Raw genomic sequence first — 24,116 nt, forward strand, 5'->3', positions numbered from 1 at the left:
ACAGCCGACCACCGCCCAGTGATGGACCGGACGCCGTGTGAGCTCTCCGCCAGCGTCCTGCGCCCGTAGTTGGTCGTTGGCCTCGATCGGCCATGAGCCCTCATCGGTTCCCTGATGAGGGCTCATGTGCCTGTGTGGTGCGTTCTCTCCGGAGCGGGAGCCGTCTGGCGGCCCGGCTGTCGCGTGAGGTCAGCGCCGCCGGGATTCGAGTGGCGGCGGCCGGTGTACGCGGGCCAAGGGCTGTCCCGTAACCCCTGGCGGCCAGGGATTACGGGACAGCCCTTAGCGCTCTGCTGTCAGTAGTTTCGATCCACGGCGAGAGCCCGTTTTCGTCAACTTTCCCGATGATCGTCACAAAGATTGCCGGTAGCCGATCTTCCTCACGGCGACTGTTGCGGATGGTTATTACCGGAGACCTCTACTCCTAGGATGGTCGGTTTCTTGCTGTGCGCTCGGCCGAGTGTGAAGCTCCTGCTGGGAGCAGCGCTCGTCCCTAAGAGGTGTTGAGAGGGGACACCGTTCGTGAACGAGCGCCTGTCTTTCGCTCCGGTAGTCGAAGGGAGAAAGTCATGCGTGGCAAGCGGTACCTCGTCCGGCTCAGCCCACTGCTCATCGCTTCTCTGGCGTTCCCAGCAGGTTTCGCCGCGGAAACGGCCAGTGCCTCACCCCCAGCCGCTGTGGCGGCATCGGCCCCCGCGAAGGCAGCGCCAACGACCATCGACCAACCGCGTTTCCCGGGTCAGCAGCAACAGCAGCGGGGCGGCCTGCCGTGCTTCCCTGCGCAGCAACAGCAACAGGGCGGACAGCAACAGCAGCAGGGCGGCCTGCCGTGCTCCTTTGTGCGGCAACAGCAGCAGGGAGGCCGGCAGCAACAGCAGCAGGGCGGCCTGCCGGGCTTTGGCTTCGGTGGGCAGCAACAGCAGCAGGGCGGCCTGCCGGGCTTCGGCTTCGGTGGGCAGCAACAGCAGCAGGGCTAGTCGCTCTGTGCCCGAACTGCCACGCCCCTCACGGCCTACGGCCACAACAGGAAGAAGCTCCGACACCTCCTCGCAGCTATCCATGACTGCGTTGTGGAAGTCGAGCTCGGCGGCCCGGCAGGGTGCAGCGAAGAACATCTCCTGAGCTTGGGCGAGCCCGCATCCGACAACCTGCATGGTGGTCACGACGGCGTCCACCCCATCGCAGCCTTGCTCCTTCCAGAACTCCTGCAGGGCTGCACCGTCGCGGCTCTCCACCCAGACGGGTCCTGCCGCCGTCGCCGGTGATGCCGATCTCGGCCATCCGGTTCACGACGCCCGTCCCGGCGTGAGGCCCGCCCTCGGGGAGGACTACGAGGGTGCCGGTGGTGAGGTCGTACGGCTCCCAACTCGTCGACAGCTGAACGGGCCGACCGTCGGCGAGGAACTCGTACACGGTGCGGACGCACAGGTCTCTCCATGATCCTGCTGAGGCGGAGGCAGTGATGTTCTACACCCCGTTGTGTGAACTGCTCGGCATCGAGACGCCCATTATTTGCGCCCCGTTCGGTCCCTGGGACGAAGTCGCCCTGGCTGCTTCCATTTGCACTACGGGCGGTCTTGGCAGCCTGGGCAGTGCGGCTCGGACCGTGCCTGAGTTGAGGGGGCAGTGGTCCCGATTGCGTGAGCTGACCGATCGCCCCTTCGCGGTCAACCACACGACACGGCCGTTCGATGAAGAAGCCTTTGAGGCCACGCTCGAAGAAGGGCCCGCGGCCATCTCCTTCCACCTGGCGGTTCCCGAGGACCTGATCGCCCAGGCTCATGCTTCAGGAATCATGTGGATCCAGCAGGTGACGGACGCTCGCCAGGCGGCTCAAGCGCTGGACGCAGGAGCCGACGTCTTCATTGCCCAAGGCAGCGAAGCCGGAGGCCACAGTGGCGACGTGAGCACCATGGTGCTGGTCCCGCAGGTCGTTGACATGGCAGGCGACACTCCGGTCGTCGCTGCCGGCGGCATCGCAGACGGCCGGGGCGTCGCCGCGGCGTTCGCTTTGGGGGCCCAGGGCGTCTCGATGGGCACGCGCTTCCTCGCCTCCACCGAGATGAACATTTCCGACGAGTGGAAGCAACGGATTGTCCGGGCGGACGCTGTGGACGCCGTCAAGGCCCTCAACAGCGAACGGGTCCTCCCGCCCTACTCGCGTCCCGGCAGCTACGGCGTTCCCCGCGCGCTGCGTACCGATCTGGTGGATACCCTCCGTGATCACCCTGAGCAAGTGAACCCCGAGGACGCCATTCCGCGTTTGATGGAGGCCATCAGCCGCGGGCGCGGCGATGAATATCTGCCCTTCACCGGCCAATCTGCCGCACTCGTCCACGACATCCTCCCCGCAAGCGAGATCCTGCGCGGCATCTTGCAGGAAGCAGAGACTGTCCTCACCGCAGCTGCAGCACTCACAGATAACCGTGCTCCGAAGCGAACTCGGCCTTGAGCCACTCCTGCGGCATGAACTTGACAGCCACACCCAGTGCCCCTGGGCCTCCCGATCCTACGAGTGACCGGAATCAACCCATCATCAACGTAAGGAACTTGAATGAGCGATATCGGGCCGGCGAGGTCCACGGCTGATCCGCCAAGACTCGTGCGTGACGAAACACGAAGCAGACTTGCTGACCCTGTTGCGCGAACTCGATGATCCCGAGTGGTTGGAGCGGCCAGAGGCGAGTTCGCCGGTTGCGGTGTTGCGGCGGATCAGGCGCCGGTTCTTGTCGGCTCCGGTCTGTACCCATGCCCAGTCGTAGTAGCGCGGTCCTTTCGCTCCGGCGCCGGTGCTCGCGATGGGCGACATCGCGGAGGCCACGGGGAAGGTGCAGGCGGCTTTTCGCCGAAGCCAGGCACCCCCGTTCAGTGCGGTGACGGTCTCGGGTCCAGGGCGTTGCCGATGGTGCAGCCGCCCTCTCCGGGCATCCGCTGGATCCGGGGCGGCACCCACACCTCGGTGGCGCCGGGGCCCACGCGGGCAAGAAGGCAGTCCTGCGCGTCGAAGCCGTTGCCCTTCACCGACAGGAGAACGCCGACCCGGCCTCCGGCCGCCTTCACTTCGGTACGGATCGCCGGATGCAGGTCCAGGGCGGCGAGCGTACGGCGCACCTCGGCCTCGTCCACACGGCCGCCCTCCGGCACCCGGGGAAGTTTCGCGCGGAGCTCCTCGTAGGGCAGCCGGGGCGGTTCGGGTGGCGGGGCGAAGGTCAGCGGCGGGCCATCCGGGCAGTCCACGTCACGGGGATCCTCACGCCACTCCGACTTGGGTGACACCCGCACCGCGAAACAGCGCCGCACGACGACCTCCTCAGGGTCGAGCCATCCGTCGTACGCCGAGCCGGTCGTGCGGACGACCACGTCGACGCCGTCCCCGTCGTGTGTCGAAGTACCCGTCACCCGCAGTACCTCCACCCCGTCGATGCCGGAAGCGGAGCGCCCGACCTCCTCCGCCGTGCGCGGACGCTGGCCGTAGAGCCGTTCGCCGGCCTTCCTGGCCACCTCCCGTGCGGCGTCCGTCGCCTTGTCCTCGGAGGACGGCACCACCCCGCAGGCGACGGCGAACAGCAACAGCGGGGCGAGCAGCAGCAGTCGGCGCATGCGTTCACCCTTCCGGCGCCGCGCGCGGCGGGCAACCACTCGCGTACTCAGACCGGCGTAGGTGATCGTACTCAGCCGGTGCAGCGATCAGAGGTGGGGGCACCCCGTGAGGTTTCGGCAGCGGGTGTGCACCTCGATGTCGATCCTCATCCGGGGGTCGGCGAGGCCACAGACCATCATCTTGGTGGCGGGCTGAACGTCGCCGAAGCGGCCGCGTAGCAGGGGCCGGCCCAGCTCGAAGTCGTCGCGGTTGGGGAGGAGATGACGCACCTGGACGGCGTCCGGTGCGGTCCGCTTCCTTCAGCGCGCATTCGATGTTGCGGAGGCACTGCTCGGCCTACTCGACGACGTCGTACGAGATGGTCATCGTGCGGTGGTCGAAGCCGGTCGTCCCGTTACGCGCGCCCAGTCGCCGTCGACCACGGATCGGGCGTAGCCGATCTGCTCCTCGTAGGTGCCGGTGCTGGAGCTGCCGCCTTGAATCGGAGCAAGCCGGACCACCGCCCGTCAACGCGACCTTGCGAAAACCCAGGTCAGTCCTTGGAGTACTGCCACGCCTTGTACGTGAACTCAAGGCTGTACCCATCAGGATCGAAGACGCTGGCCGCGTAGTACCCAGGAGCGTAGTAGGGACGGTCCGCGGGTGCGCCGTTGTCGGTCGCACCCGCCGCCATGGCCGCCGCGTACGCCGCGTCGACCGCCTCCTTCGACGGCGCGGTGAAGCCGACGTGCGCGGCACGTCCCTCACTGACCCCGTCGCGCAACCAGAACACAAAAGCCGTGTCGGTACCGAACCCCTTGAGGTCGGGGTGGCCCTCCGGACCGGTCGAGCCGTCGAAGTCGATCACGTGGCTCATACCCAGTGGCTTCAACGTCCGGTTGTAGAAGTCGACCGAGCGGTCCATGTCGCTCACCGTCAGGAAAACATGATCGATCACTGTACTCATCTCTTTCTGGAGACTGAGGACGCCACCAACGGGAGCGTCCAGGAGTGGTTGTTGCTGCAGCTCGGCCTCCGGGAGAGACCGTGCCGCCGGCATGCCGCCTGCCGGCGTGCCCGGTACTCAGCCGTTGAGAAGCCGCATCTGTTCGGGGGTGTAGCGGTCGCCGGAGACGATCCCGTGCGGGGCGACCGCGTCGATGGCGGCCAGTTCGTCCGCGGTGATGGTTACGGCGGCAGCGACGCTGTTCTCCTCCAGGTAGCGGCGGCGCTTGGTGCCGGGGATGGCGACCGCGCCCTGGTGGAGGACCCAGGCGAGGGCCAGCTGGGACGGCGTGACCTTCTTGGCGGCGGCCATCCGGCGGACCTCGTCGACCACGGCCAGGTTGCGGTTGAAGTTCTCGCCCTGGAAGCGAGGGTCGGTGCGGCGGTAGTCGTCGGCGGCGAAGTCGTCCGGGCCGGTGATCGCGCCGGAGAGGAAGCCGCGCCCTAGCGGCGAGTAGGCGACCAGGCCGATCCCGAGCTCGTTCAGGGTGCCCATGACCCCGTCCTGCTCGATGCCGCGCTCGAAGAGCGAGTACTCGGTCTGGACCGCGGTCAGCGGGTGGATGCGGTGGGCGCGGCGGATGGTCTGCGGCGCGACCTCGGACAGGCCGATGTGACGGACCTTGCCGGCGTCCACCAGCTCGCCCATGGCGCCGACGGTGTCCTCGATCGGCACCTGCGGGTCGACCCTGTGCAGGTAGTAGAGATCGACGTAGTCGGTGTTCAGGTGGCGCAGGGAGCGGTCCAGAGCGCGGCGGATGTACTCGGGGCGCCCGTTGAGGCCGGTCACCGCACCGTCGTCGCCGATCTCGATTCCGGTCTTGGTGGCGATCACGGCCTGATCGCGGCGGCCGGTGAGCGCCTTGCCGAGTAGCTGCTCGTTGATGAAGGGGCCGTAGATCTCGGCAGTGTCGAACAGGGTCACGCCCAGTTCCAGGGCGCGGTCGATGGTGGCCAGCGATTCGGCCTCATCGGTGCTGCCGTAGAAGGCGCTCATCCCCATGAGGCCGAGCCCCTGGGCGGAGACGGCGAGGCCCTGGCTGCCGAGCGGGCGGAGTTCCATCGTGATCTTCCTTGTGTCGAGGTCATCCAGCAGAAGCTAACCAACTGGATGGTTTTCATAGTGGGGCACACCTCCAGAGGTGTCAAACCAACTGGATGGTTACTTGCTAGAGTGACGGCATGCCCCGAGATTCCGCCGCGACCAAGGCACGCCTTCTGGACGCCGCCTTCGCCGAGTTCGCCGCGTACGGCCTGGCCGGCGCCCGGGTGGACCGCATCGCCGAGGCGGCCAACGCGAACAAGCAAAGGATCTATGCCTACTTCGGCAACAAGGAGCAACTGTTCGACGCCGTGATCGACCGGGTGCTCACCGTGGGCGCGGAGACAGTGCCCTTCGACGCCGCGGACCTCCCCGGAGTCGCGGGACAGATCTTCGACAACCTGGTCGCCCACCCCGACCTGATGCGGCTGCTCTCCTGGAAGCTGCTGGAGCGCCCCGGCGCCACCGACCAGGAGGCCGCCACCTACACCGCCAAGATCACAGCCGTGGCGGCGGCCCAGGAACAGGGCCGAGTCGAGCCGGAGTTCGACCCGGAGGACCTGGTGGCTTTCGTGCTGACGCTGACCCAAGCCTGGTTCAGCCTCACAGGCGGCATGAGCCCAACCAGCGGAAGCGACCCATGGTCAACGCGACGATTGGGCCGGCACCGCGACGCCATCGTCGACGCGGTACGGCGGATCACCACACCGCACAGATAGAACAAGTGGCGGATCACTCACACTGGCTGCCCAAGCTCGTCGACGATGGCACTGTCGAAGCTCTCGGCCATGTTCACCAGGCGGTCGACTTACTGCCGCCCGGGGTAACCGAGCACGGACTGGACGACATGGTCGCAGCCGTGCTTCGCGCCAAGCGACCGGAATGCGGCAGAGTGTCGACGAGCAGGAGCGTGTTCCCCAACAGACAACTCATCAGGGGGAATTGGAAGATCAAACCAGTCGAACTGGATCTCCTCGCGCGGCGGGTGAGCGATGATCGCGACGTCGCGACCCTTGGTCGTCTGGTTCACAGCGCGGCCGCACGTCGTGGCGGCGCAGGGCTCGCGTGAACGCGCACCCGCCGCCCGCCGCCCGCCGCCCGCCAGACTCGTCGGGCGGATGACGACCACAGGCAGGTATCCAGACACGCTCAGATCCAGGAGACGGAAGATGAAACGCCCCACGGAAAATTGATACTGATGGAGAAGGTGGGGTTTGTGAGGATATGCCCCAATTTGTTTAGTTGGACAGTCAGCAATGTAACGATGCGCACGAGCAGTTGGGTGACACGTCGCGAAAAGCCTGCATAGCGCAGCGGGGACTGTGGAGCGTACGTACGGGCGACCGCGTACGACGCCAACGACGCCCACTCCTGAACATCAACAATCACTTGCGCCGAAGGTTCCTCGAGAACACGCCTCCCTTCAGATTGAGAGAGGGCGTGGAGAATTACCTCAAGCGCGGCCGCAGCCTCGTCCTCGGAGTCACCCGCTGCCTCGCACACCTCGTTGCGTACTCGCGTGGGGACTTCCACATTGCCTCCAAGACACAAGATTTCGACGGTCCCATCTTTCGTCCGGATGCGCGCGGATGCATCCGGACACCGCCACCCGGAGCAGCGCGAAGCCCCCCGGCCGGGTCATGGTCGAAGGCTCTGTCGTGATGGAGATCGACGGGCCTCATCACAACGCACGCCGAGCGCTCGATGTGACCAGAGAGCACTTGCTCTGCAGCGGCGTGACGTGGACCTCGAACGGCGGACCGTCTCCGTACGTCGCGCGCTCGCCGAGACGCGGACAGACGTGCTGCTGATCAAAGCCCCAAAGAGCGCGGCTGGCGTCCGTGCCGTCGCGTTCCCGGCGTCGCTGAGGAGCGAGCTGGTGGCGCATCTCGACAAGCATGCCGAGCCGAGCCGCACCGGTCTGGTCTTCACCGGAGCACGAGGCGGCCAGCTTCGTCGGAGCAACTTCCGCCGCATCTGGCTGCGGGCTGTCGAGGAGGCCGGACTCGGGGACGTGCACTTTCACGGACCTCCGGCACACGGGCAACACCCTCGCGGCGACCGGTGGCGCAACAACGCGTGAGCTGATGCAGCGCATGGGGCACTCGTCGGCCCGGGCGGCGCTGATCTATCAGCACCTGGTCAACGGACGCGACCAAGCCATCGCCGCTCATGTCGACGAGCAGATCAAGAAAGTCCGGCCGGCAGACACAACCGCGCACGAGCCCGGGGAGGCATCTGGCACGTAAGTGGCACGACGCCCCTCCCCCGCCGTAATCGCGGAGGAAAGATCAAGGCCCAGGCTCCCGGTTTACTTCCGGTGACCTGGGCCTTTGTCGTGCCTACTGCTGGTGGGCGCGGACGGTTTCGAACCGCCGACATCTGCTTTGTAAGTTCGATCTCCGGCTTCCGCGATGCCCGTGAACGTGGGTTCAGCGTGCAGTCCCGAGTGTGCCGATGACCTTCTCGATCCACCGCTGTCCGGCGTCGTTGATGTCAACGGTGGATGTCAGAAGGCCTAGTGTTCCTCGGGCGGTGGGTCCCGTGGGTGTCGTACCCGCTCGTCATTGGCGCCCATGGCGGCGGGGTTGGTCCCAGCCTCGGTGAGGCTCAGCGATGGTGGTGATGTGGCCAGTGGTGGTGGGGTCGGTGCCATGTGACCGTGAGGGTGGCGGTCTGGGTGGTGGCGGTGCCGGCCGGGTTGGTGAACACGGCGCGGTACTGGCTGCGGTTGTCGGCCCGAGTGGCCTTCGTCAGGGTGTAGGCGTTTTTGGTGGCGCCGGGGATGTTGGCCCACGCCGCGTTGTCGCCACTGCGGCGCTGCCACTGCACCGTCGGAGTGGGCTTGCCCGACGCACCAGCGGTGAACGTGGCGTCCTCGCCGCGGCTGACCGTCTGGTCCTTCGGCTGCTCCACGACGACCGGTGGGGTATTGACGGTCAGGGTGGCGGTCTGGGTGGTGGCGGTGCCGGCCGGGTTGGTGAAGACCGCCCGGAACTGACTGCCGTTGTCGGCCGACGTCGCCTTGCTCAGGGTGTAGGAGTTCGTGGTGGCGCCAGGAATGTCGGCCCACGCCGCGTTGTCGCCACTGCGGCGCTGCCACTGCACCGTCGGAGCAGGCCTACCCGAAGCAGCAGCAGTGAACTTGGGGTCCTGACCGGGGTTGACCGTCTGGTCCTTCGGCTGCCCGGTGATGACCGGCAGTGTGTTGACAGTCAGAGTCGCGCTCTGAGTGGCGGTCTTACCGGCCGGGTTGCTGAAGATCGCCCGGAACTGGCTGCCGTTGTCGGCCGACGTCGCCTTGCTCAGGGTGTAGGAGTTCGTGGTGGCGCCAGAAATGTCGGCCCACGCCGCGTTGTCGCCACTGCGGCGCTGCCACTGCACCGTCGGAGCAGGCCTACCCGAAGCAGCAGCGGTGAACGTGGCGTCCTGACCGGAGTTGACCGTCAGGTCCTTCGGCTGCCCGGTGATGACCGGCGGGGTGTTGACGGCCACAATCGCCAGACTGTGGTAGCCGCCGGCGGCGATTGCGGTGACAGTCTTGCCGACCAGCGACGCAGGCACATTCGTCTGCCCGATCTGATTGTCGCCCCAGGCGGTGACCTCGCCGTCGTCGGTCAACGCCAGACTGTGCAAATCCCCGGCGGCGATCGCGATGACGGTCTTGCCGTTTAGCGACGCCGGCGGCACATTCGGCAGATCGAAGCCCCCGTAGTAGAAGTAGCGGCCCCAGGCGGTGACCTTGCCGTCGGAGGTCAACGCCAGACTGTAACGACCCCCGGCGGCGATCGCGGTGACGGTCTTGCCGTCCAGCGACGCCGGCACATCCGTCTCCCCCTCGACGTTGTGGCCCCAGGCGGTGACCTTGCCGTCGGAGGTCAACGCCAGACTGTGCAAATCCCCGGCGGCAATTGCGGTGACGGTCTTGCCGTCCAGCGACGCCGGCACATTCGTCTGCCCTTCCTGATATTCGCCCCAGGCGGTGACCTTGCCGTCGTCGGTCAACGCCAGACTGTGGAAGAATCCGGCGGCGATCGCGGTGACGGTCTTGCCGTCCAGCGACCCCGGCACAGTGGCCTGCCCAGAGTCGTTGGAGCCCCAGGCGGTGACCTTGCCGTCGGAGGTCACCGCCAGACCGTTATGACCCCCGGCGGCGATCGCGGTGACGGTCTTGCCGTCCAGCGACGCCGGCACATTCGCCCCCGAGGAGCCCCAGGCGGTGACCTTGCCGTCGTCGGTCAACGCCAGACTGTGCAAATACCCGCCGGCAATCGCGGTGACGGTCTTGCCGTCCAGCGACGCCGGCACATTCGTCTGCCCTTCCTGATATTCGCCCCAGACGGTGACCTTGCCCCCCTCACCCGAGGGTGGCACCCCGACCGGATCCGCCACCGCGGAGCCCGCCGTGGCCACCAATAGAGCCATGAGGCCGGCCAACAGACCACGTACCACCATCGCCGACCGCCACGCCGCAGCCACCCCGCCCGCACGCCCCAGACCCACCACGACCGCACACCACCCAATCGACGGAGTTCGACTCTCCCATGAACGATCACGGAAAGTAGCATCGACGTGACTCTATGTATCTCACCGAAGGTGTCGGCGTGGCGGATCCGGCGAGCTCTTCCCCGTCCGCCGGAGGCGGACGGACGTCAGCGGGGACGGCTGGCGGCCGCCATGCTCGACGACGCACCTCGGGCGGAAGCGCGAAGCCGACTATTGGCGCTATCACTTCCGCAGCCCACCACTTCCACTTGCGAGGCCAAGACCGCCGGGCTCCGCGTCAGTCATCCGGCTGCGCGACCCTGCTGACCGCCGCCGGAGTCGCTCCCCGCGTCGTGATGGAGATCCTCGGGCACAGTCAGATCGCCGTCACGATGAACGTCTATGCCCACGTCGTCCAGGACACACAGCGCGAGGCCGTGAGCCACCTGGACCGCATGCTGAAGCGGCGTCCCGGCCGTGAGTGACCGCCCCCGTTGATGTCAAAAGTAGATGTCAAAGGCCCCCAACCATGATCGGTTGGGGGCCTTTGCACTGGTGGGCGCGGACGGTTTCGAACCGCCGACATCTGCTTTGTAAGCCTGGCAGCTGCCCTCAGAGAGTCCCACCAGGTCAGAAGCCCTGCCGCGGCACATGGGCAGTCTGCGGAGCGCTGCACCTTTATGCGCCCCAAGTAACCGTCACTGACCGCGCCATCTGGCACGCGACTGGCACGGCGACGCCAGCGGTTCCGTCAGGGCCCCAGTCGGTCACTCGAGCAACTGAAGAGCAAGCGGGAGCTGTTCCTTGTGGGGCCATGTGAAGGTGCGGTCGGTTTCAAGGTGCGCATCTCCCCAATGGATCGCATGGATGCCGCTCTCCGGGTCTGCCGTGAAGAACACGCATACGAGCTTCGTGGACGCACCCAGCTCCTCGAAGGCCTCGTGTAGTTCGAGGTAGTCCTCCGTTGTCAGGTCGTCGTCGAGTTCGAAGAGGGCGTCCTGAGGCTCCGGACCATGTGCCCGAAAAAGACGGCGTCGCGTAGGGGAGGTGTTGGAGGCGAGACGAGCCCGGTCAAGCGGCCTTGGCCGGTCCGCGTACCTGAATGGGAAGAGCGCGTGCTCGTTGACTACGGCGTACTCATATCCCCGCACGTCCCTGACAGACTCCCCCAGTTCCCGTGCCGTGTCTGCCAAGTTCTCGCGCACCGCTTCGGCCAGTGTGGAGCCGTACGGGCTCCGCTTCTTGAGCCCGGCCGTGAGGTGTACGGCGTGAGCCCGCCCGTGTGCCCGAGCCAGTTGAACCGGAAGCGCCGCGGCAAGCTTGCCGGCACTGCGCCCAAACCGCTCGACTGCCCAAGCCGAGGGCACAGCTTGTTCCTCACCCAACACAGACATAAATCGTCCCCTCCCCGGTCGCCCCACCTACTAACTGTGTGACAGGCGCACGAAGAGGGGGCAAGGGAGCGATCCGGCCACATGGTGCAAAGGTGAACCTGTTGCGAGCTGGCGAACCCCTCGATGCGAACTACCGGCACCGCGGTTGCTGAGGGCTGTAGGGCTGTCGGCAAGGGGTTTAGGGATCAACAGGTTGCTGATAGTCGCTGTGGTTGCGGTACCTCTCTGCTGTACTGCTGGCCGAGGGGACGGACCGATGCGGGGTGGTGGAACCGTGAGTGCAGGCAGCCGCGGAGTGCTGGGAGTCGTGGGCGCGGCAGCCGATGGAGTTGAGCAACTACGCACCGGCCTGGTCGAGCCAGCGATCGCCCTCGGCTGGCAGGTAGCCGTGACCCTGACCCCGAATGCCGGCCGATGGCTCAGGGCGAACGGCGAGCTCGAACGCCTGGAGGCTGTGACCGGCCTGCCCGTACGGGATGCACTTCGCCTGCCGACTGACCCTAGCCCACACCCGGTTGCCGACTGCTACGTCGTCGTCCCGGCCAGCGCGAACTACGTCGCCAAACTCGCAATGGGCGTCGCGGACAACCAGGCACTGACACAGGTAAACGAAGCGCTCGGCACGATCGGCGTCCCCGTCGTGGTGTTCCCGCGGGTCAACGCAGCACATGTACGGCACCCGGCGTGGGACGGACACGTCGCGACGCTACGGAAGGCGGACGTAGAGCTCATCCACGGTCCTGACGTCTGGGCACTCTACGAACCCCGCGAAGGGCCAGCAGTTCGACAGCTCCCCTGGACCACGATATTGGAATCCATCCAGCATCTGACGGCCCAGACTGCTTGACACCCGCCTTAGGAGTTCGCATGGAATCGCGAGCTGGCCCGTGCACGTCTGCTTGCCAGCAAGCGCGTTCTGTTTTCCTAGGCCGAATATCGCAACACACGCGCCGGGCGCTAAGGTTCACTTCGTACAGCGGGACGTGCTGTACAAGTTTCATGAGGCGCCGGGCTGCCCTGGGGAGGGCTCAGCACCGGCCGGTGCGCTGGGGGGCGACATGCTGGAAATGGTCAAGGGAGCTAACGTCGGGCTTGCTTCTCTAAGCGAGGACGTCAGCTCGGTGGTCCTGAGCCTCGCTTGGTGTAGCGCAACGGGGGACGGGGACGCAGATGTTTCTGTGCTGCTGTTGGACGCGAACGGTAAGGTGCGCAGCAACGCAGACTTCTTCTTCTACAACAATCCAGCCGCAACTGATGGCAGCGTGCAGCTCCTGGGCAAGACACCGACCGCCGTTGGGAGCGAGGATCGAATCAGCCTCGACCTGACTGCAATACCGTCGGGGGTGGAGCGCGTTGTTGTGGCAGCGAGCCGTGACGAAAACGCACGGTTCGGTGATCTGGACGATCTACGGATAACGATCGCCGACCGTACAGGTGAGGCTCTCCTCGGGTTTTCCATCACCGATGCCGGAGTGGAAAGTGCGTTCCTCTTCGGGGAGTTGTACCGACGGGGCGGGGAATGGAAATTCCGCGCTGTCGGCCAGGGGTACGAGACCGGGCTGGCAGGTCTGGCTACGGACTTCGGTATCGATGTGGACGACGCCCCCGAGGAAGAGCCGGAGGAGCCCGCGGGGGGTGCTGGTGTGGAGTCCTCCGCGGTGGTTGCCGGAGCTCCGGCCGAAAGTCCGGTGACCGTACCAGCGCAATCGGCGGCGCCTGAGGCTGCTACCGCAAGGCCGCGGCGTCCTCGTACTGCCAAGAAGAAGGTCACTCTCCCCAAGACGGCCCAGAAGTCGCTCGCCGAGAATGACGCGTGGCGGCAGGCCCGGCTCTTCCCGGCTTCGTCCCTGAAGAATGACCGAGAGCGGGAGATGCGGGCGACATCCGTGCTGCTTTCGGTAATGGCCCAGGTACCAGAGTTCGGGCGCAGGCTCACGGCCGCCTTCGGGGCTCCTGCCGGCCGAATGCAGACCTTCACCGAGGTCTCGCTACCGCACCGGGACACGCCTAAGCGCCCAGACGGCGTTATCCGCGTCGAACGTGCGGGCAAGTTGTGGACCGCCCTGATGGAGACGAAAACCAACGGCAATCCCCTGAAGCCTGAGCAAGTGCAGGATTACATGGACATCGCCGCCCGGCGCGGCTATGAGGCCGTGATCACACTGTCCAACGACGTGGCCCTCGAAGGTAGGCCGCTCGTCGACGTCAAAATCGATGGGCGGCGCAAGCACAAGGTCACGCTGTGGCATCTGTCCTGGGCGGAGGTCACTCACCAGGCACAGATGCTGATCCGCCACGAAGGCGTCGGCAACGCCGCCCACGCGTGGCTCCTCCATGAGTTGCTGCATTATCTCCAGCACGAAAACTCCGGCTGTCACGGCTTCCAGAACATGGGCCCCGCTTGGGTTCCGGTACGCAAAGGCATCGAGGAAGAGACGCTCTGCCAAGGCGATCCGCGTGCCGTAGAGGTGGCCGAGAGCTGGGAACGACTCGTGCGCCAAGTCTGCTTGCGGCTAGGCGGCGAACTGGGGCAGAAGGTTCTGCCTATCCCGCGACGCGGCAAGCGCGGCACTGATCCCCAGGCCCGCCGTGTCGCGCTCGCCGACAGCTTCTGCGAAAACGGCCGCCTGAACGCCGAAATCCACATCGATGGCACGCCGGGCATCATGGCCCTCGTCGCAGACCTGCGTACGGGCAAGCTGCGCACCTCGATCGAAGTGCCCGCGCCAGAGCAGGGCTACCCCCTCACCTGGGCCAAGCGCCTCATCCGCCAGCTCGCCGAAGCCCCCGCCGACCTTCACATCGAGACCCTCGTCCAGGGCGAAGGTGGAGGGCCGCGCGCCACCCTGGAACGGCTACGCCCCGAACCGGGCGACATCCTCCCGAAGGACGGCTCCCAGATCACCGGCTTTCGTCTGTCCCTCGTTAAGAGCGTGGGCAGCGCCCGTGGCAACGCAGAGTCCGGCTTCATCCGCAGCGTCGACGACGCCATGGACCGCTTCTACGCCAACGTCGTCACACATCTGGAAACCCGCCAGGCTCGCTCGTCGCAACCCGCGGAAGCAGCTACTACGGGATGACAGGAGCGGTCCCAGCCAGGCCCTGGGGGTGCCGACGTCCAGCCCCTCAACTCCGGTCTCGCGCATCGGAGTCGGAATGACTCGACATCCGCTTTAGGAGTTCATTCTCAGCTACATGCGTGCTGCCGCGTTGCTACCACAAGTGCTCAAGGTCCCTCCGTAACTGCCAAGGTCTCCGTGTGTGCAGCTCTGTTGCCGTCATCTTCTGCCGTCAGGATCCGCAAAGCACTGGCACCGGTGCTGTCAAGCTGACCGAGAGGGCCGCGTCCGGTGTAGACGAAGACTGCAGACCATGGAGATCTGAAGTTGATATTGCAATGATTCCGTGAACCGTCGAGACTGGCGCCCCGCCCTCACCGCACAGGAGCATGCATGCGCCGCCTCGCCGCCGCACTCGTCACCATCGCCGCACTCGCCATCGGCGGGGTGATCTGCATGTACCCCGTGACCATCAGCATCTTCGGCACCACCGGGACCTGCGGACCGGCCATCTTCGCGGCGCTCTCCGACCGGACCACCTACGGCACCGACGAGACCAGCATTGCCCTCCAGCCGGAGTGCCGATCCCAGGGCTGGAGCATGTCTCTGATCGGCGGCATCGTGGGAGGCGCCGGTCTAGCGGCGGGCGCGGCACTGCTGTGGCTGAACACGTCGAAGTGGCCGAAGACGGCGGCCAACCTGCGGACCACGGTCATGCAACTGCATTACTACGCCCCGGACGGGTACTGCCCGACCTGTCGGATCGTCTGGCCGTGTCAGACAGCGCAGGCAATCCGCGTCACGCTGGTTAGCGACCCCAGCACTGCCCCATCGCACTGAGCGGGGTCAAGCGGCAGCGTAGGTACGTCGGCCCACCCCGGTCTCCTGGGCGAGTTGCCGGGTGCGTGCGGCCAGCCGCCAGGTGAACATCGCGAGGACGAGCGTGCCGATGGCCACGAGTGCTTCCCAACCGAAGCCCCACGGGTCGTGGACCGCGACCTCGTTGAGCACGATCATCCGGCAGTCGCCTCTCGGTCTCGTCACGCAACGCGTTTGAGTGTCACCTTACGTGCCTGCCGGTAGGCATTATGGAAGAAACAGGGTGTTAGAGCCGCAAACCGCTCGGTTCGAGGAGCGCGGGATGACTGTTGCACTTCGGCTGATTGCCCATGCACCAGCGGCGGTGACTGGCGGCGCCGGACGCCGAGAGCGGCGACAAAATGGTGCGTCGTGGCTGAGGCGGCGGGCCCCTATAGGGCCCTCATTGAGCTGAAATCAATCTTGGTCGGAACGCTAGTCTCGTCAGCCACGAGCCGTTCCATTGCCACTTCCCACACTTCGTAATGAAGTTCTGGCGACGCATCGAGAAAGCCGAAAAGGAATCTTTGCTGGATAGCGTCGTGTGAGAGATGGATCTGCATTGCAATGTATTCAGGGTCGAGCGCTCTGGCCTTTACTGCCGTCGTAAGGACCTCAACCCTCGCAAAGTAATCTTCTTCGTCTCTACATGGCTCAAATGAGCTGACGACGAGGCAGATCGCTCCCCGGTGTCGAATGTCGATGGACGCATCTCGTGCGACTTTCTTCCACTCGCGAGAAAATGCGACGCGAAGTCCCCGAGGAAGGGCACCCGCCTCTACAGTACAAAGCGCGAGACCCAGTTCAACCTGAGAAAAGTCCTTGGCCCATTCCCGAAAAACCGAAGGCGGGACATGCGGAAGCCAAGCAGAACCAGAAGTGGTCCGCAGCGCTTGATTGAGCCATGCTCCGATCCCGTCCGGAAGTCTCCGTGCGCGCGACAGCCAAGAGAGGTCCACGTGGGCTCGCCCCTTCAAGGCAATCTCCGAAATCCCCTTTAGGCTCGCTATCGTTTCCTTTTCAGCCATTACTCCATCGAATGCATGTGCGCTGCCGATAATCAGTTGGGCCACATCTGACCTTACGTAGCCGGGTGCGGCAGAGAGGCATTGAAGAATTTCGGCAAGGTGAGCTCCCGGAACTAGTCTGCGCCCGCTTTGAGCCGGTGGGTCGAAACTCCGCCCAATGCTTGCCGCCAACGGAATAAACGGAAGGCAGTCACGGATGCTCGCCGTGAAGCTCTGCGCTAGGCGGTCAATCAATATCGGCTCTTGCCAGGAGCTCTCAATTCGTTGCCAATCGTCGAATTCTCCGACGCAGGAGTCATCTCCGAGAGAATCTCTGGATAGGAGTCCGTCTTTTACGTCCTGAAGTACAGCGACAATGGGCCACGGCAGAAATGAGCTACCCCAGACGAGATCGAATCCAGCCGCATCAACCGCCAGGGCCGACTGGGCGAGCGCCACTGCCGACGGCTCATCGTTGAATCGCTTGACTGCGTGCATCCAATGGTCGGCGCGAACCTCAGATAGATTGATATCACGCCAAATTTGATGATCTCTAAGTTTTGGGATATGGCAAGTGACCCTGCTGCCCCCAACTACGAGTGAAGCAGAGAAGTGTTCGTGGAACGCAGGTTGCTCGTAGGCGGTAATGAAGTTGGTTACCCACTCAGGACCTGAATCGATGTGCAAGGGACGAGAGTAAGGGCGCCTCCACCGGGCAGATAGGATTGCCGGAAGATCCCAAATAGGAACATCCAGAAGCCGCTCAGCTGCGACACTCAGCAATTTCGGCGAAGATACTTCGAAGGCAAGTCGCATTACACTTACTTGCGCAGCCTTATCCATACCTGCATAAACTGCATCGAGAGTCGTCTTAGCCCATGCATCACCCCTAGCAGCTAGCCTTGCCAGGAAGACAAGAAGACTTTCGCTCGCTCGCTTTCCTTCAAGAAGCCAATTTTCAACGTTCTCTTTTGCTGTTTGCAGTCCGCTATCGGATAGGGCCGGCACGAGCCGCTCTACATCATTGACTGTTGGCAAGCCAAATAGTTTCGTGGCTTGGTCAACCAAGACAGCCTCATGCTTGGGCGCCTTCACCATCCCATCAGCCAGAATGTCCAAAGCGAGGCGCGAACCTAGGGCGAGGCGTCGCGTGGGCGCCTGAGGACTTTTTGCGTGAATGTTCAACTCTGCCACGACTGCACTCACGGAGTCGCGTAGATGCCGTCTTTCAGCGTAGATCTTACCCACTGCAAATAGAAATACATTTCGCCAATGGGAACTTGCACTGATCAGGCTTAGCCGGTCTCGAACCTCTACATCGCTAGCCGACATCAAAGCATCTGCGGCCCAAAATTCCTGTAGTGATCGGATCTCAAATCCGACCTCTCCTGCACGAGACGGGACTAGGAAGACAAGGCGATCCGTAGCGGCGAGGCTGATAGATTTGGCCAGTGAATCTAGTGATGCCCCTACATGCCCCTCGCCTTCGAGGCGCTGCCGAATTATTGTGCTGAATTCTCCAATCGCAATCCTGGACTCCGTGTCTCCAGACCGTTCACTTCGCGTTTGAAGGAGAAGGCCCACATCGGCATGAATGGTGTCAATATCTGCTCTATGGTCTCGTAGGAGGTTTGTTGCTGCTCCTTCCTTCTCCAGTTCACGCTCGTAGATCACCCTGTAGTAATCTTTGAAAAGGGTATAGCGATCCTTGGGAGCTTTTCCCATTCGATCAAGCAACACTGCCATGATTGTGACTTGAAGTGGAGATGACATCAAGCGCGCAGTTGACACTTCATCCGCTGCTTGATTCAACCGATGCAAAAGCCTTGAGGTGCGTTCTGAGTCGGCACTATGGCGAGCAGTTGCCAGTTTTCCCGCGTAGTGAAGCGCGCGTTCTTTTCCGAGAGGTTTGAGCTCCAGATGCAAGAAATTCGAAGGTGAGAATTCCTCTGTGTATCCCTGGGGTCGGGTAGTAGCAATTAGTGTCACGTCGGCGGAGATTTCCTCAACATCCATGAGGAACTCGTTGATTACGGACAAAACCTGATCTCGGTTACTCGAAGCTGGCACTTCATCAAGGCCATCCAAAAGCAAAAGCCAAGGGAAAGTTGCAAGCCATTCACGTAGATCTTGTGGTGTGATGTTGACATCCGAGGAATCCGAGGCTCGCGCAGCAATGAATTGTAGAAGAGACTTTGAGCGACCATGCGCCAAGTCGTCCGCAAGTTGAGTCAGTGGCACTTTTACTGGCCATCGATGAGAATTGGGAATGAGTCTCTCGCGCGCGGCTTGCTCTGTAATTAGTTTTACTGCCTGCGCAACTTCCGTGGTGCGTCCTACAGCGGTTCCTTCGATGAGGCGTGCTCGGTAAATTTGACAAAGGAATTGACTCACGGTGCTTTTCCCTTGCCCCGGGCCTCCTACAATTACGTAACGCCGGTGACTCCCTTTCCGTCGGTCTGCCGTGTGCGATGAGTCTCTCCTGTCGCACGAATTGATAAGATTCCGTAGAATGTGAGCTGGTGCGCCTGAGTTATTCCCCCCTGGAGGCCCCATTGGTAGGTCGATGAAGACTTCTGCGAGTGGAATCTGCAAGTCGTCTGCGGAGCCGGCCTGGTCCAAGTTGACGTGGAGGTCACGTACCAGTTCTTTGGCCAGGTATCTTTGTAGCCCCTTTCCGACGTCCTTTTTGCGTGCCGAAAGTTGGGAGTGCAACTCGGCAAGCACATCACCCGGGAGAACCCATGCTGCATAACTAGTCCGGATCTTGGTGTGGATCTCCAGAAGGCGATTGACAGTCTCCCCGTGCCACACAATCCATTTCTTGATCCCTAGGGCCCCACATTGGGCCTTGAGCTCCTTGTCTACGCGGTCGATACCGCCTGTGCTTGGCACTCCCGAAAGCGTAACGTTTGTTGCAAAAATGAGGCAGTCTGGTTTTCTGGTTCGCTTGTTGGAAGTCTTCCAATCCTTTAGCTCAGCGCGAATCTGACTGATCAGCCAAGTCGCGTCCTTCTGAGGCGTGGTAAGAGTTTCGCAGTACTTAGCTTGAAGTACCCCGTATCCATCTACAGTCGGCCCGTCCTTACCCAAGGTGATGGGCCCGTCGAAGGTTGCCTCTCTCCCGCCATCTGGACCGGGACCAAAGACGCTCAGGGCTGAGCCGATTTCGGCAAGGGCCAGGGTCTGAGTGAGGTTCTCGAACTCGCGTGACCCCAGCTTGGAGAGATCAAACTTCATGGCCGCAGTATGTCGGACACTCGGCTTCCTCGCTGGGCCTTCTGAGAAGAAGACCATTCTGAGACCCCGCAGATGCAACGCGCGCCGTTCACGTAGCCAGATGCGTGCCAAGTCTTAGGAGGAACCGCGGGGGACCGCCGACCGAGCAGGCAGCGGCCGGCCCCCATGGCAGTTCCTCCGCACTTAGCCTCGACCTGCGATTGCTCCACAATCCCCACCCTCACACGATGCGGCCACCACGGGCGCATGATCGCCAAGGCAGCATGGCGGACCGGGGCGTCCATCGCCTACGGCTACTGGCCGGAGCGGGCCAGCAGGGTCATTCGGCTTCCGCCGCCCCCATCCCAACCCACCACGCACCTCAGCTTCCATCCCGTCCGCCTTCGGCCCACACATGGTGGAGCGGGCGTGGTTCAGGGCGTCAAGGTGGAGCGCGCCACTGTACGAACGACCTTGACGCCCTGGGCCGCGACTGCTCGGCTCTGCCTGGGACGAAGGTGGACGGGATGGGAGCCCACGACGCTCGCCACGATCCGGCCGGCACTCGCCAATGGCGCCCATCCTTCCCGGAGTCTGAGCGCCCCCCGCCGGAGGCATGTCCTTGACCTGCGGATGGCTTTCTCGCTTCCGCCTGCAGCACGCAGCGCGCCGCCTGGCGCGGCCAGCCGGGGCGAAGACAGAGGCAGGCCGCGCCGCTGAGGCGGTGCGCGCCCGCGCCGTGCGCGGGCCTTGATGAAGTAGAGAAACTCTTACCGCGCTACGAGCCCGTGGCTTCGAGGCTGGTGCGGTTGGCGTCGATGCGCGCTGCAAGGTCGATCAATGAGCACACGACTTGGGCCCTGGCGATCGGGTCGAAGTCCGCCACGACAGGTGCTGTGGAGAGGTAGTCCGAGGGGTAGATCCCCCAGCCTTCGATCAAGCTCCATCCAGCCTGGACCTCGGCGGTCTGCCCGTCGGAGGATGACACTCGTAGCCATGCGGTGCACTGGTCAGAGAAGTCGTACGGCAGGTAGACGGTGCCGCCCCCATCCCTGAGGCTGGCGAGCTGCGTGCCCCACTGCTCCAGCAGACGCGAGATCCTGGGGCCAAGGCCACCGGGGACGGTCGGAGAGTCGTCCAACGCCAGGTAGTAGGAATCGCAGCGGTGTTGGTAGGGGCCAATGCGCAACCGGAGATCGTTGTGAGACCCCTTCGTGCGGACACGGTCAAAGTGCAGCTCGACGTCCGCTGACATGAGCGTCCTCTTTCAGCGAGAGCTCGTGATGAGGTGCTTGCCGTCGTGGCTCCGCACGTGGGGGCCGGCCCCGTCCAGGGCGTCGAGCAGGCGGATTGCGTAGACCTCGGACATGCGCTCGGTGATCTGCTCCGGGGTGAGCCAGTCGACCGCGGTGGATTCGGCTGACGTTCGTTCGGTGCCCCCTGAGGGCTTGCACCGGAAGACCATGGCGACGATGCCTCTGGCCGTGTTCTTGTAGACGCCTGTGAGCTGGTCGACCTCGACGTGGATGCCGGTCTCTTCCCAGACTTCGCGGCTGACGCCTCGCTCCGGGGACTCGTCCAACTCCAGCACTCCGCCCGGCAGCTCCCATGTGCCGTTGTCCGCGCGGCGGATCGCCAGGAGTCGGCCGTCCTCGCGCACGACAGCCCCTGCCACGGACACACTGTGCTTCGGCGTTGACGGGGCTTCCTGGGCGCTGTTACTCATGTACAGGAGCATAGGAGAGTGGGTAGGTCTATGGGAACCGCGGTAGGAGATGGCAGGGCCGTACCTCGGTACGTTCAGATCGCCGACGAGATCGTTCAGCAGATCCGGTCGGGTGTCCTGAAGCCTGGCGACATGGTGCCGAGTGAGTCCGAGTTGGTCGACCGTTACGGGGTGTCCGGCGGCACGATCCGCAAGGCCATGGTGGAGGTGCGTGCGAGCGGCCTGGTGGAGACCCGGCATGGCAAGGGGTCCTTGGTGAAGGCCCGGCCCCCGGTGCGACATCGTTCGTCGGACCGGTTCCGGCGCTCGCATCGCAAGGGTGGCAAGGCCGCGTACCTCGCAGAGTCGGAGCAGGCCGGCGCGACCGCCAAGGTGAGTGTGCTGTTCATCGGCCCGGCCGACGCACCCGACGACATCGCGGAACGCCTCGGTGTGGATCCCGGAGCCAAGGTGCTTGCTCGCCGCCGCCTCTACTTCCGCAACGGCACTCCGGTCGAGACTGCTACGTCGTACCTGCCGTGGGAGGTCGTGAAGGACATCCCGGAGCTGTTCTCCGAGAACCCTGGCCCCGGTGGGATCTACGCCCGACTTGAAGACGACGGCCATGTCTTCGCGGAGTTCGTCGAGACCCTCCAGGCGCGGCCGGCCTCCAAGGCGGAGTCCTCCGAACTCGCGCTGAGCCCCGGTGCCCCCGTCATTCATCTCGTCCGGAACGCCGTGACTGAAGAGGGTCGTGTGGTCGAGGTCTGCGACACCCTCATGGCCGCTGACCAGTTCGTCTTTAGCTACAGGATCCCTGCCACCGACTGACGCACACTCAACTCCCCTCGGCCCGTTGCGATTTCTTCTTCGCGGCGGGTTGACTCATGTATAGGAGTGCTGCACTCTTCTTCATGTCACTCATATACATGAGTGGCGGAGTTCGGCACCTACAGAGGAGTGATCTGCTGTGCGTCAGATTCCCGTCGACACCACCAATGCGACCGTCATGGTCGCCAAGACCCCCCAGCCGAAGGTCAAGGACCGCCGTACTGGTGAGATCGCGCTCGACAAGGACGGCGTGACCCTGATGACGGTGGAGGTCATGTTCTCCACGCCGGACGAGGTGGAGATCCTCAAGCTCACCGTTCCCCAGCCGGGCGTCTCCGAGGACCTGGCCATGGGTACTCCGGTTGCGCTGACGGGCCTTGTCGCCTCGGCGTGGGAGAACGAGTTCAACGGGCAGAAGCGGCACGGGATCGCGTTCCGCGCGGTCGCGGTCACCTCGCTCGCCGCCGCTGCGTCTCATCCGAAGGCGGCCTGATCATGACCGGTTTCACGGTCGCCCTGGTGCTGGTTGTCGCTGCCGCAGTGATTCTGCGGTGGCGGCGCCCCGCCTGGTACTGGCTGGCCTTCGGCGCGGCCTTAGCCGCCGTGCGGGTGTCGGTCCGCTACGTCTCCGTGATGGACGCGTGTGGACTGACTGTCCCGCCCTCCCGCTGGCGCCTGGCCCTCGCCCGGATCGCCAGCCGGCCCGCGCCGGAGTCTCGCGCCCCGCGCATCCTGCGCGTTCATCCCACTCGCACCGGCCTCGTGTTCCGCCTCAAGCTCCGCCCCGGTCAGGACGCCTTCGACGTCTCCGCCGCGACAGACCGGCTGCGTCACTCCTTTGGCATGTACGGCGTGACCTCCCGTGAACTGCGCTCCGGTGTGGTCGAAGTGCGGATGACCGGCTACGACGTGCTCAAGCGGGTGCAGATGCCTGCCAAGACCGACCCTGCACCGATGCGGGTCCCGGTCGCCCTGCGCGAGGACGGGGCAGTCCACTACCGCGACTACCGCAGCGTTCCGCACGGGCTCACCCTCGGTGCCACCGAGTCGGGGAAGTCCGTCTATCAGCGCAACCTGGTGGCCGGCCTCGCGCCCATGAACGTCGCGCTGGTCGGAATCGACTGCAAGCAGGGCGTCGAACTCTTCCCGCTGGCTCGCCGGTTCTCCGCACTCGCCGACAACCCCGACACAGCCCTTGAGCTCCTCGACGCTCTCGTGACGCACATGGAGGACGTCTACCAACTGATCCGGGCTGAACAGCGGATCACGGTGAACGTGCCGGACGCGGAGATCGCCGCAGACATCTGGGACCTGCCCGACCACCTGCGACCTGTCCCGGTCGTGGTCCTGGTGGACGAGGTCGCAGAACTCGCCCTCTTCGCGACCAAGGACGAGGAGAAGCGCCGGGATCGGATCATCACCGCTCTGGTCCGGCTTGCCCAACTCGGCCGGGCTGCCGGGATCTACCTGGAGATCTGCGGACAGCGCTTCGGCTCCGAACTCGGCAAGGGCATCACCATGCTCCGCGCCCAGCTCACCGGTCGCACCGCCCACCGCGTCAACGACGAGTCCTCCGCCAACATGGCCTTCGGCGACATCGCCCCCGACGCTGTCCTCGCCGCCATCCAGATCCCCACCGAGACGCCCGGCATCGCCGTCACCGGCGATTCCTCCGGCGGCTGGGCCCGCATCCGCGCCCCGCACACCTCGCTGCGCCAGGCCGTGAACATCTGCAACCGGCACGCCGACCGCACCCCGGACCTGCCCGTCCTCGCAGCCTTCCGGCCCCTCGTCGGTGCCTTGGCCCCGGCCTCCGAGCCGCTCACCAAGCCTGCCTCCGTCACAGCCTGACTCGTCCCGCTCCCCGGTTGGCGTGACCGCATCGCGCCAGGTCCCTACCCGCTCCATGCCTGAAGGAAGGGAGAGCGACT

General features: G+C 64.4%; 21 protein-coding genes and 2 pseudogenes. 11 read left to right on the forward strand and 12 right to left on the reverse strand.

The genetic code is table 11. From position 1 onward, the window contains the following. Positions 1-662: 662 nt before the first annotated feature. On the reverse strand, positions 663-1,235 hold the full coding sequence (locus ACFYP5_RS08260; RefSeq protein WP_389032176.1) for a hypothetical protein: 573 nt from the start codon (positions 1,233-1,235) through the stop codon (positions 663-665). Positions 1,236-1,260: 25 nt separating this feature from the next. Further along, positions 1,261-1,431 (reverse strand): annotated as a pseudogene (locus ACFYP5_RS08265) (GntR family transcriptional regulator); the annotation flags it as partial. A gap of 31 nt (positions 1,432-1,462) precedes the next feature. Between ACFYP5_RS08265 and ACFYP5_RS08270 the strand changes: the two are divergent. Further along, a complete protein-coding gene (locus ACFYP5_RS08270; protein ID WP_389032177.1) occupies positions 1,463-2,452 on the forward strand; it encodes an NAD(P)H-dependent flavin oxidoreductase in 990 nt (329 codons plus the stop codon). Positions 2,453-2,865: 413 nt separating this feature from the next. Here the strand turns inward: ACFYP5_RS08270 and ACFYP5_RS08275 are convergent, their stop codons facing one another. The 4 genes from ACFYP5_RS08275 to ACFYP5_RS08290 all read right to left on the reverse strand — a co-directional run bounded on the left by ACFYP5_RS08275 (position 2,866) and on the right by ACFYP5_RS08290 (position 5,648). Next, positions 2,866-3,600: a translation initiation factor IF-2 gene (locus ACFYP5_RS08275; RefSeq protein WP_389032179.1), complete on the reverse strand. Its 735-nt coding sequence runs from the start codon at positions 3,598-3,600 to the stop codon at positions 2,866-2,868. Positions 3,601-3,687: 87 nt separating this feature from the next. Then, entirely contained in the window at positions 3,688-3,870 is a 183-nt protein-coding gene (locus tag ACFYP5_RS08280) for a hypothetical protein (RefSeq protein ID WP_389032182.1), read from the reverse strand. A 263-nt stretch (positions 3,871-4,133) separates the two neighbouring features. Beyond that, complete coding sequence (locus ACFYP5_RS08285; protein WP_389032185.1) at positions 4,134-4,538, reverse strand: VOC family protein; 405 nt, start codon at positions 4,536-4,538, stop codon at positions 4,134-4,136. 126 nt (positions 4,539-4,664) lie between these two features. Then, complete coding sequence (locus tag ACFYP5_RS08290; protein ID WP_389032188.1) at positions 4,665-5,648, reverse strand: aldo/keto reductase; 984 nt, start codon at positions 5,646-5,648, stop codon at positions 4,665-4,667. Positions 5,649-5,767: 119 nt separating this feature from the next. Here ACFYP5_RS08290 and ACFYP5_RS08295 point away from each other — a divergent pair, with 119 nt between their 5' ends. The 3 genes from ACFYP5_RS08295 (at position 5,768) to ACFYP5_RS08305 (ending at position 7,710) form a co-directional block, all read left to right on the forward strand. Then, complete coding sequence (locus ACFYP5_RS08295) at positions 5,768-6,346, forward strand: TetR family transcriptional regulator (protein WP_389032190.1); 579 nt, start codon at positions 5,768-5,770, stop codon at positions 6,344-6,346. A gap of 5 nt (positions 6,347-6,351) precedes the next feature. After that, positions 6,352-6,696, forward strand: coding sequence for a hypothetical protein (locus tag ACFYP5_RS08300; protein WP_389032193.1), 345 nt, complete (start codon positions 6,352-6,354; stop codon positions 6,694-6,696). Between the two features lie 672 nt (positions 6,697-7,368). Beyond that, on the forward strand, positions 7,369-7,710 hold the full coding sequence (locus ACFYP5_RS08305) for a hypothetical protein (RefSeq protein WP_389032196.1): 342 nt from the start codon (positions 7,369-7,371) through the stop codon (positions 7,708-7,710). Between the two features lie 527 nt (positions 7,711-8,237). Here ACFYP5_RS08305 and ACFYP5_RS08310 read toward each other — a convergent pair. After that, positions 8,238-10,133 (reverse strand): immunoglobulin domain-containing protein, encoded by a 1,896-nt coding sequence (locus ACFYP5_RS08310; RefSeq protein ID WP_389032198.1) that lies wholly within the window; start codon positions 10,131-10,133, stop codon positions 8,238-8,240. 287 nt (positions 10,134-10,420) lie between these two features. Here ACFYP5_RS08310 and ACFYP5_RS08315 point away from each other — a divergent pair. Continuing rightward, positions 10,421-10,597 (forward strand): annotated as a pseudogene (locus tag ACFYP5_RS08315) (site-specific integrase); the annotation flags it as partial. Between the two features lie 282 nt (positions 10,598-10,879). On the opposite strand, the gene ACFYP5_RS08320 reads toward ACFYP5_RS08315, so the two are convergent. Next, entirely contained in the window at positions 10,880-11,317 is a 438-nt protein-coding gene (locus ACFYP5_RS08320) for a hypothetical protein (protein WP_389032200.1), read from the reverse strand. Between the two features lie 463 nt (positions 11,318-11,780). On the opposite strand from ACFYP5_RS08320, the gene ACFYP5_RS08325 reads away from it, so the two are divergent. From ACFYP5_RS08325 to ACFYP5_RS08335, 3 genes are all read left to right on the forward strand, one after another. Continuing rightward, entirely contained in the window at positions 11,781-12,353 is a 573-nt protein-coding gene (locus tag ACFYP5_RS08325; RefSeq protein WP_389032202.1) for a flavoprotein, read from the forward strand. A 220-nt stretch (positions 12,354-12,573) separates the two neighbouring features. Continuing rightward, positions 12,574-14,586 (forward strand): TerD family protein, encoded by a 2,013-nt coding sequence (locus ACFYP5_RS08330; protein ID WP_389032983.1) that lies wholly within the window; start codon positions 12,574-12,576, stop codon positions 14,584-14,586. 372 nt (positions 14,587-14,958) lie between these two features. After that, positions 14,959-15,405: a hypothetical protein gene (locus tag ACFYP5_RS08335; RefSeq protein WP_389032204.1), complete on the forward strand. Its 447-nt coding sequence runs from the start codon at positions 14,959-14,961 to the stop codon at positions 15,403-15,405. Positions 15,406-15,411: 6 nt separating this feature from the next. On the opposite strand, the gene ACFYP5_RS08340 is transcribed toward ACFYP5_RS08335, so the two are convergent. The 4 genes from ACFYP5_RS08340 to ACFYP5_RS08355 form a co-directional block, all read right to left on the reverse strand. Beyond that, the gene (locus ACFYP5_RS08340) at positions 15,412-15,609 is read right to left on the reverse strand and encodes a hypothetical protein (protein WP_389032207.1); all 198 of its coding nucleotides are present in this window, start codon (positions 15,607-15,609) and stop codon (positions 15,412-15,414) included. Positions 15,610-15,815: 206 nt separating this feature from the next. Beyond that, positions 15,816-19,670 carry an NACHT domain-containing protein gene (locus tag ACFYP5_RS08345; protein ID WP_389032210.1) on the reverse strand — a complete coding sequence of 1,285 codons (3,855 nt, stop codon included), beginning with the start codon at positions 19,668-19,670 and terminating at the stop codon, positions 15,816-15,818. Positions 19,671-20,427: 757 nt separating this feature from the next. Further along, positions 20,428-20,904, reverse strand: coding sequence for a hypothetical protein (locus ACFYP5_RS08350; protein WP_389032213.1), 477 nt, complete (start codon positions 20,902-20,904; stop codon positions 20,428-20,430). A 12-nt stretch (positions 20,905-20,916) separates the two neighbouring features. Beyond that, complete coding sequence (locus tag ACFYP5_RS08355) at positions 20,917-21,387, reverse strand: NUDIX domain-containing protein (RefSeq protein ID WP_356713375.1); 471 nt, start codon at positions 21,385-21,387, stop codon at positions 20,917-20,919. Between the two features lie 18 nt (positions 21,388-21,405). On the opposite strand from ACFYP5_RS08355, the gene ACFYP5_RS08360 reads away from it, so the two are divergent. From ACFYP5_RS08360 to ACFYP5_RS08370, 3 genes are all read left to right on the forward strand, one after another. Further along, positions 21,406-22,185 (forward strand): GntR family transcriptional regulator, encoded by a 780-nt coding sequence (locus tag ACFYP5_RS08360; protein ID WP_356713377.1) that lies wholly within the window; start codon positions 21,406-21,408, stop codon positions 22,183-22,185. 139 nt (positions 22,186-22,324) lie between these two features. Continuing rightward, positions 22,325-22,678: a hypothetical protein gene (locus ACFYP5_RS08365; RefSeq protein WP_356713379.1), complete on the forward strand. Its 354-nt coding sequence runs from the start codon at positions 22,325-22,327 to the stop codon at positions 22,676-22,678. A gap of 2 nt (positions 22,679-22,680) precedes the next feature. Then, positions 22,681-24,036 carry an FtsK/SpoIIIE domain-containing protein gene (locus tag ACFYP5_RS08370; protein ID WP_389032216.1) on the forward strand — a complete coding sequence of 452 codons (1,356 nt, stop codon included), beginning with the start codon at positions 22,681-22,683 and terminating at the stop codon, positions 24,034-24,036. Positions 24,037-24,116 lie beyond the last annotated feature (80 nt).

The sequence above is a fragment of the Streptomyces sp. NPDC005262 genome (assembly GCF_042872425.1).
Classification (GTDB): domain Bacteria; phylum Actinomycetota; class Actinomycetes; order Streptomycetales; family Streptomycetaceae; genus Streptomyces.

What these genes read in the sequence shown, in the direction of transcription:
- ACFYP5_RS08355 (WP_356713375.1), bottom strand. Translation starts at nt 21,387, where the DNA reads ATGCTCCTGTACATGAGTAACAGCGCCCAGGAAGCCCCGTCAACGCCG.
- ACFYP5_RS08295 (WP_389032190.1), top strand. Translation starts at nt 5,768, where the DNA reads ATGCCCCGAGATTCCGCCGCGACCAAGGCACGCCTTCTGGACGCCGCC.
- ACFYP5_RS08335 (WP_389032204.1), top strand. Translation starts at nt 14,959, where the DNA reads ATGCGCCGCCTCGCCGCCGCACTCGTCACCATCGCCGCACTCGCCATC.
- ACFYP5_RS08360 (WP_356713377.1), top strand. Translation starts at nt 21,406, where the DNA reads ATGGGAACCGCGGTAGGAGATGGCAGGGCCGTACCTCGGTACGTTCAG.
- ACFYP5_RS08330 (WP_389032983.1), top strand. Translation starts at nt 12,574, where the DNA reads ATGGTCAAGGGAGCTAACGTCGGGCTTGCTTCTCTAAGCGAGGACGTC.
- ACFYP5_RS08350 (WP_389032213.1), bottom strand. Translation starts at nt 20,904, where the DNA reads ATGTCAGCGGACGTCGAGCTGCACTTTGACCGTGTCCGCACGAAGGGG.
- ACFYP5_RS08345 (WP_389032210.1), bottom strand. Translation starts at nt 19,670, where the DNA reads ATGAAGTTTGATCTCTCCAAGCTGGGGTCACGCGAGTTCGAGAACCTC.
- ACFYP5_RS08270 (WP_389032177.1), top strand. Translation starts at nt 1,463, where the DNA reads ATGTTCTACACCCCGTTGTGTGAACTGCTCGGCATCGAGACGCCCATT.
- ACFYP5_RS08290 (WP_389032188.1), bottom strand. Translation starts at nt 5,648, where the DNA reads ATGGAACTCCGCCCGCTCGGCAGCCAGGGCCTCGCCGTCTCCGCCCAG.
- ACFYP5_RS08370 (WP_389032216.1), top strand. Translation starts at nt 22,681, where the DNA reads ATGACCGGTTTCACGGTCGCCCTGGTGCTGGTTGTCGCTGCCGCAGTG.
- ACFYP5_RS08275 (WP_389032179.1), bottom strand. Translation starts at nt 3,600, where the DNA reads ATGCGCCGACTGCTGCTGCTCGCCCCGCTGTTGCTGTTCGCCGTCGCC.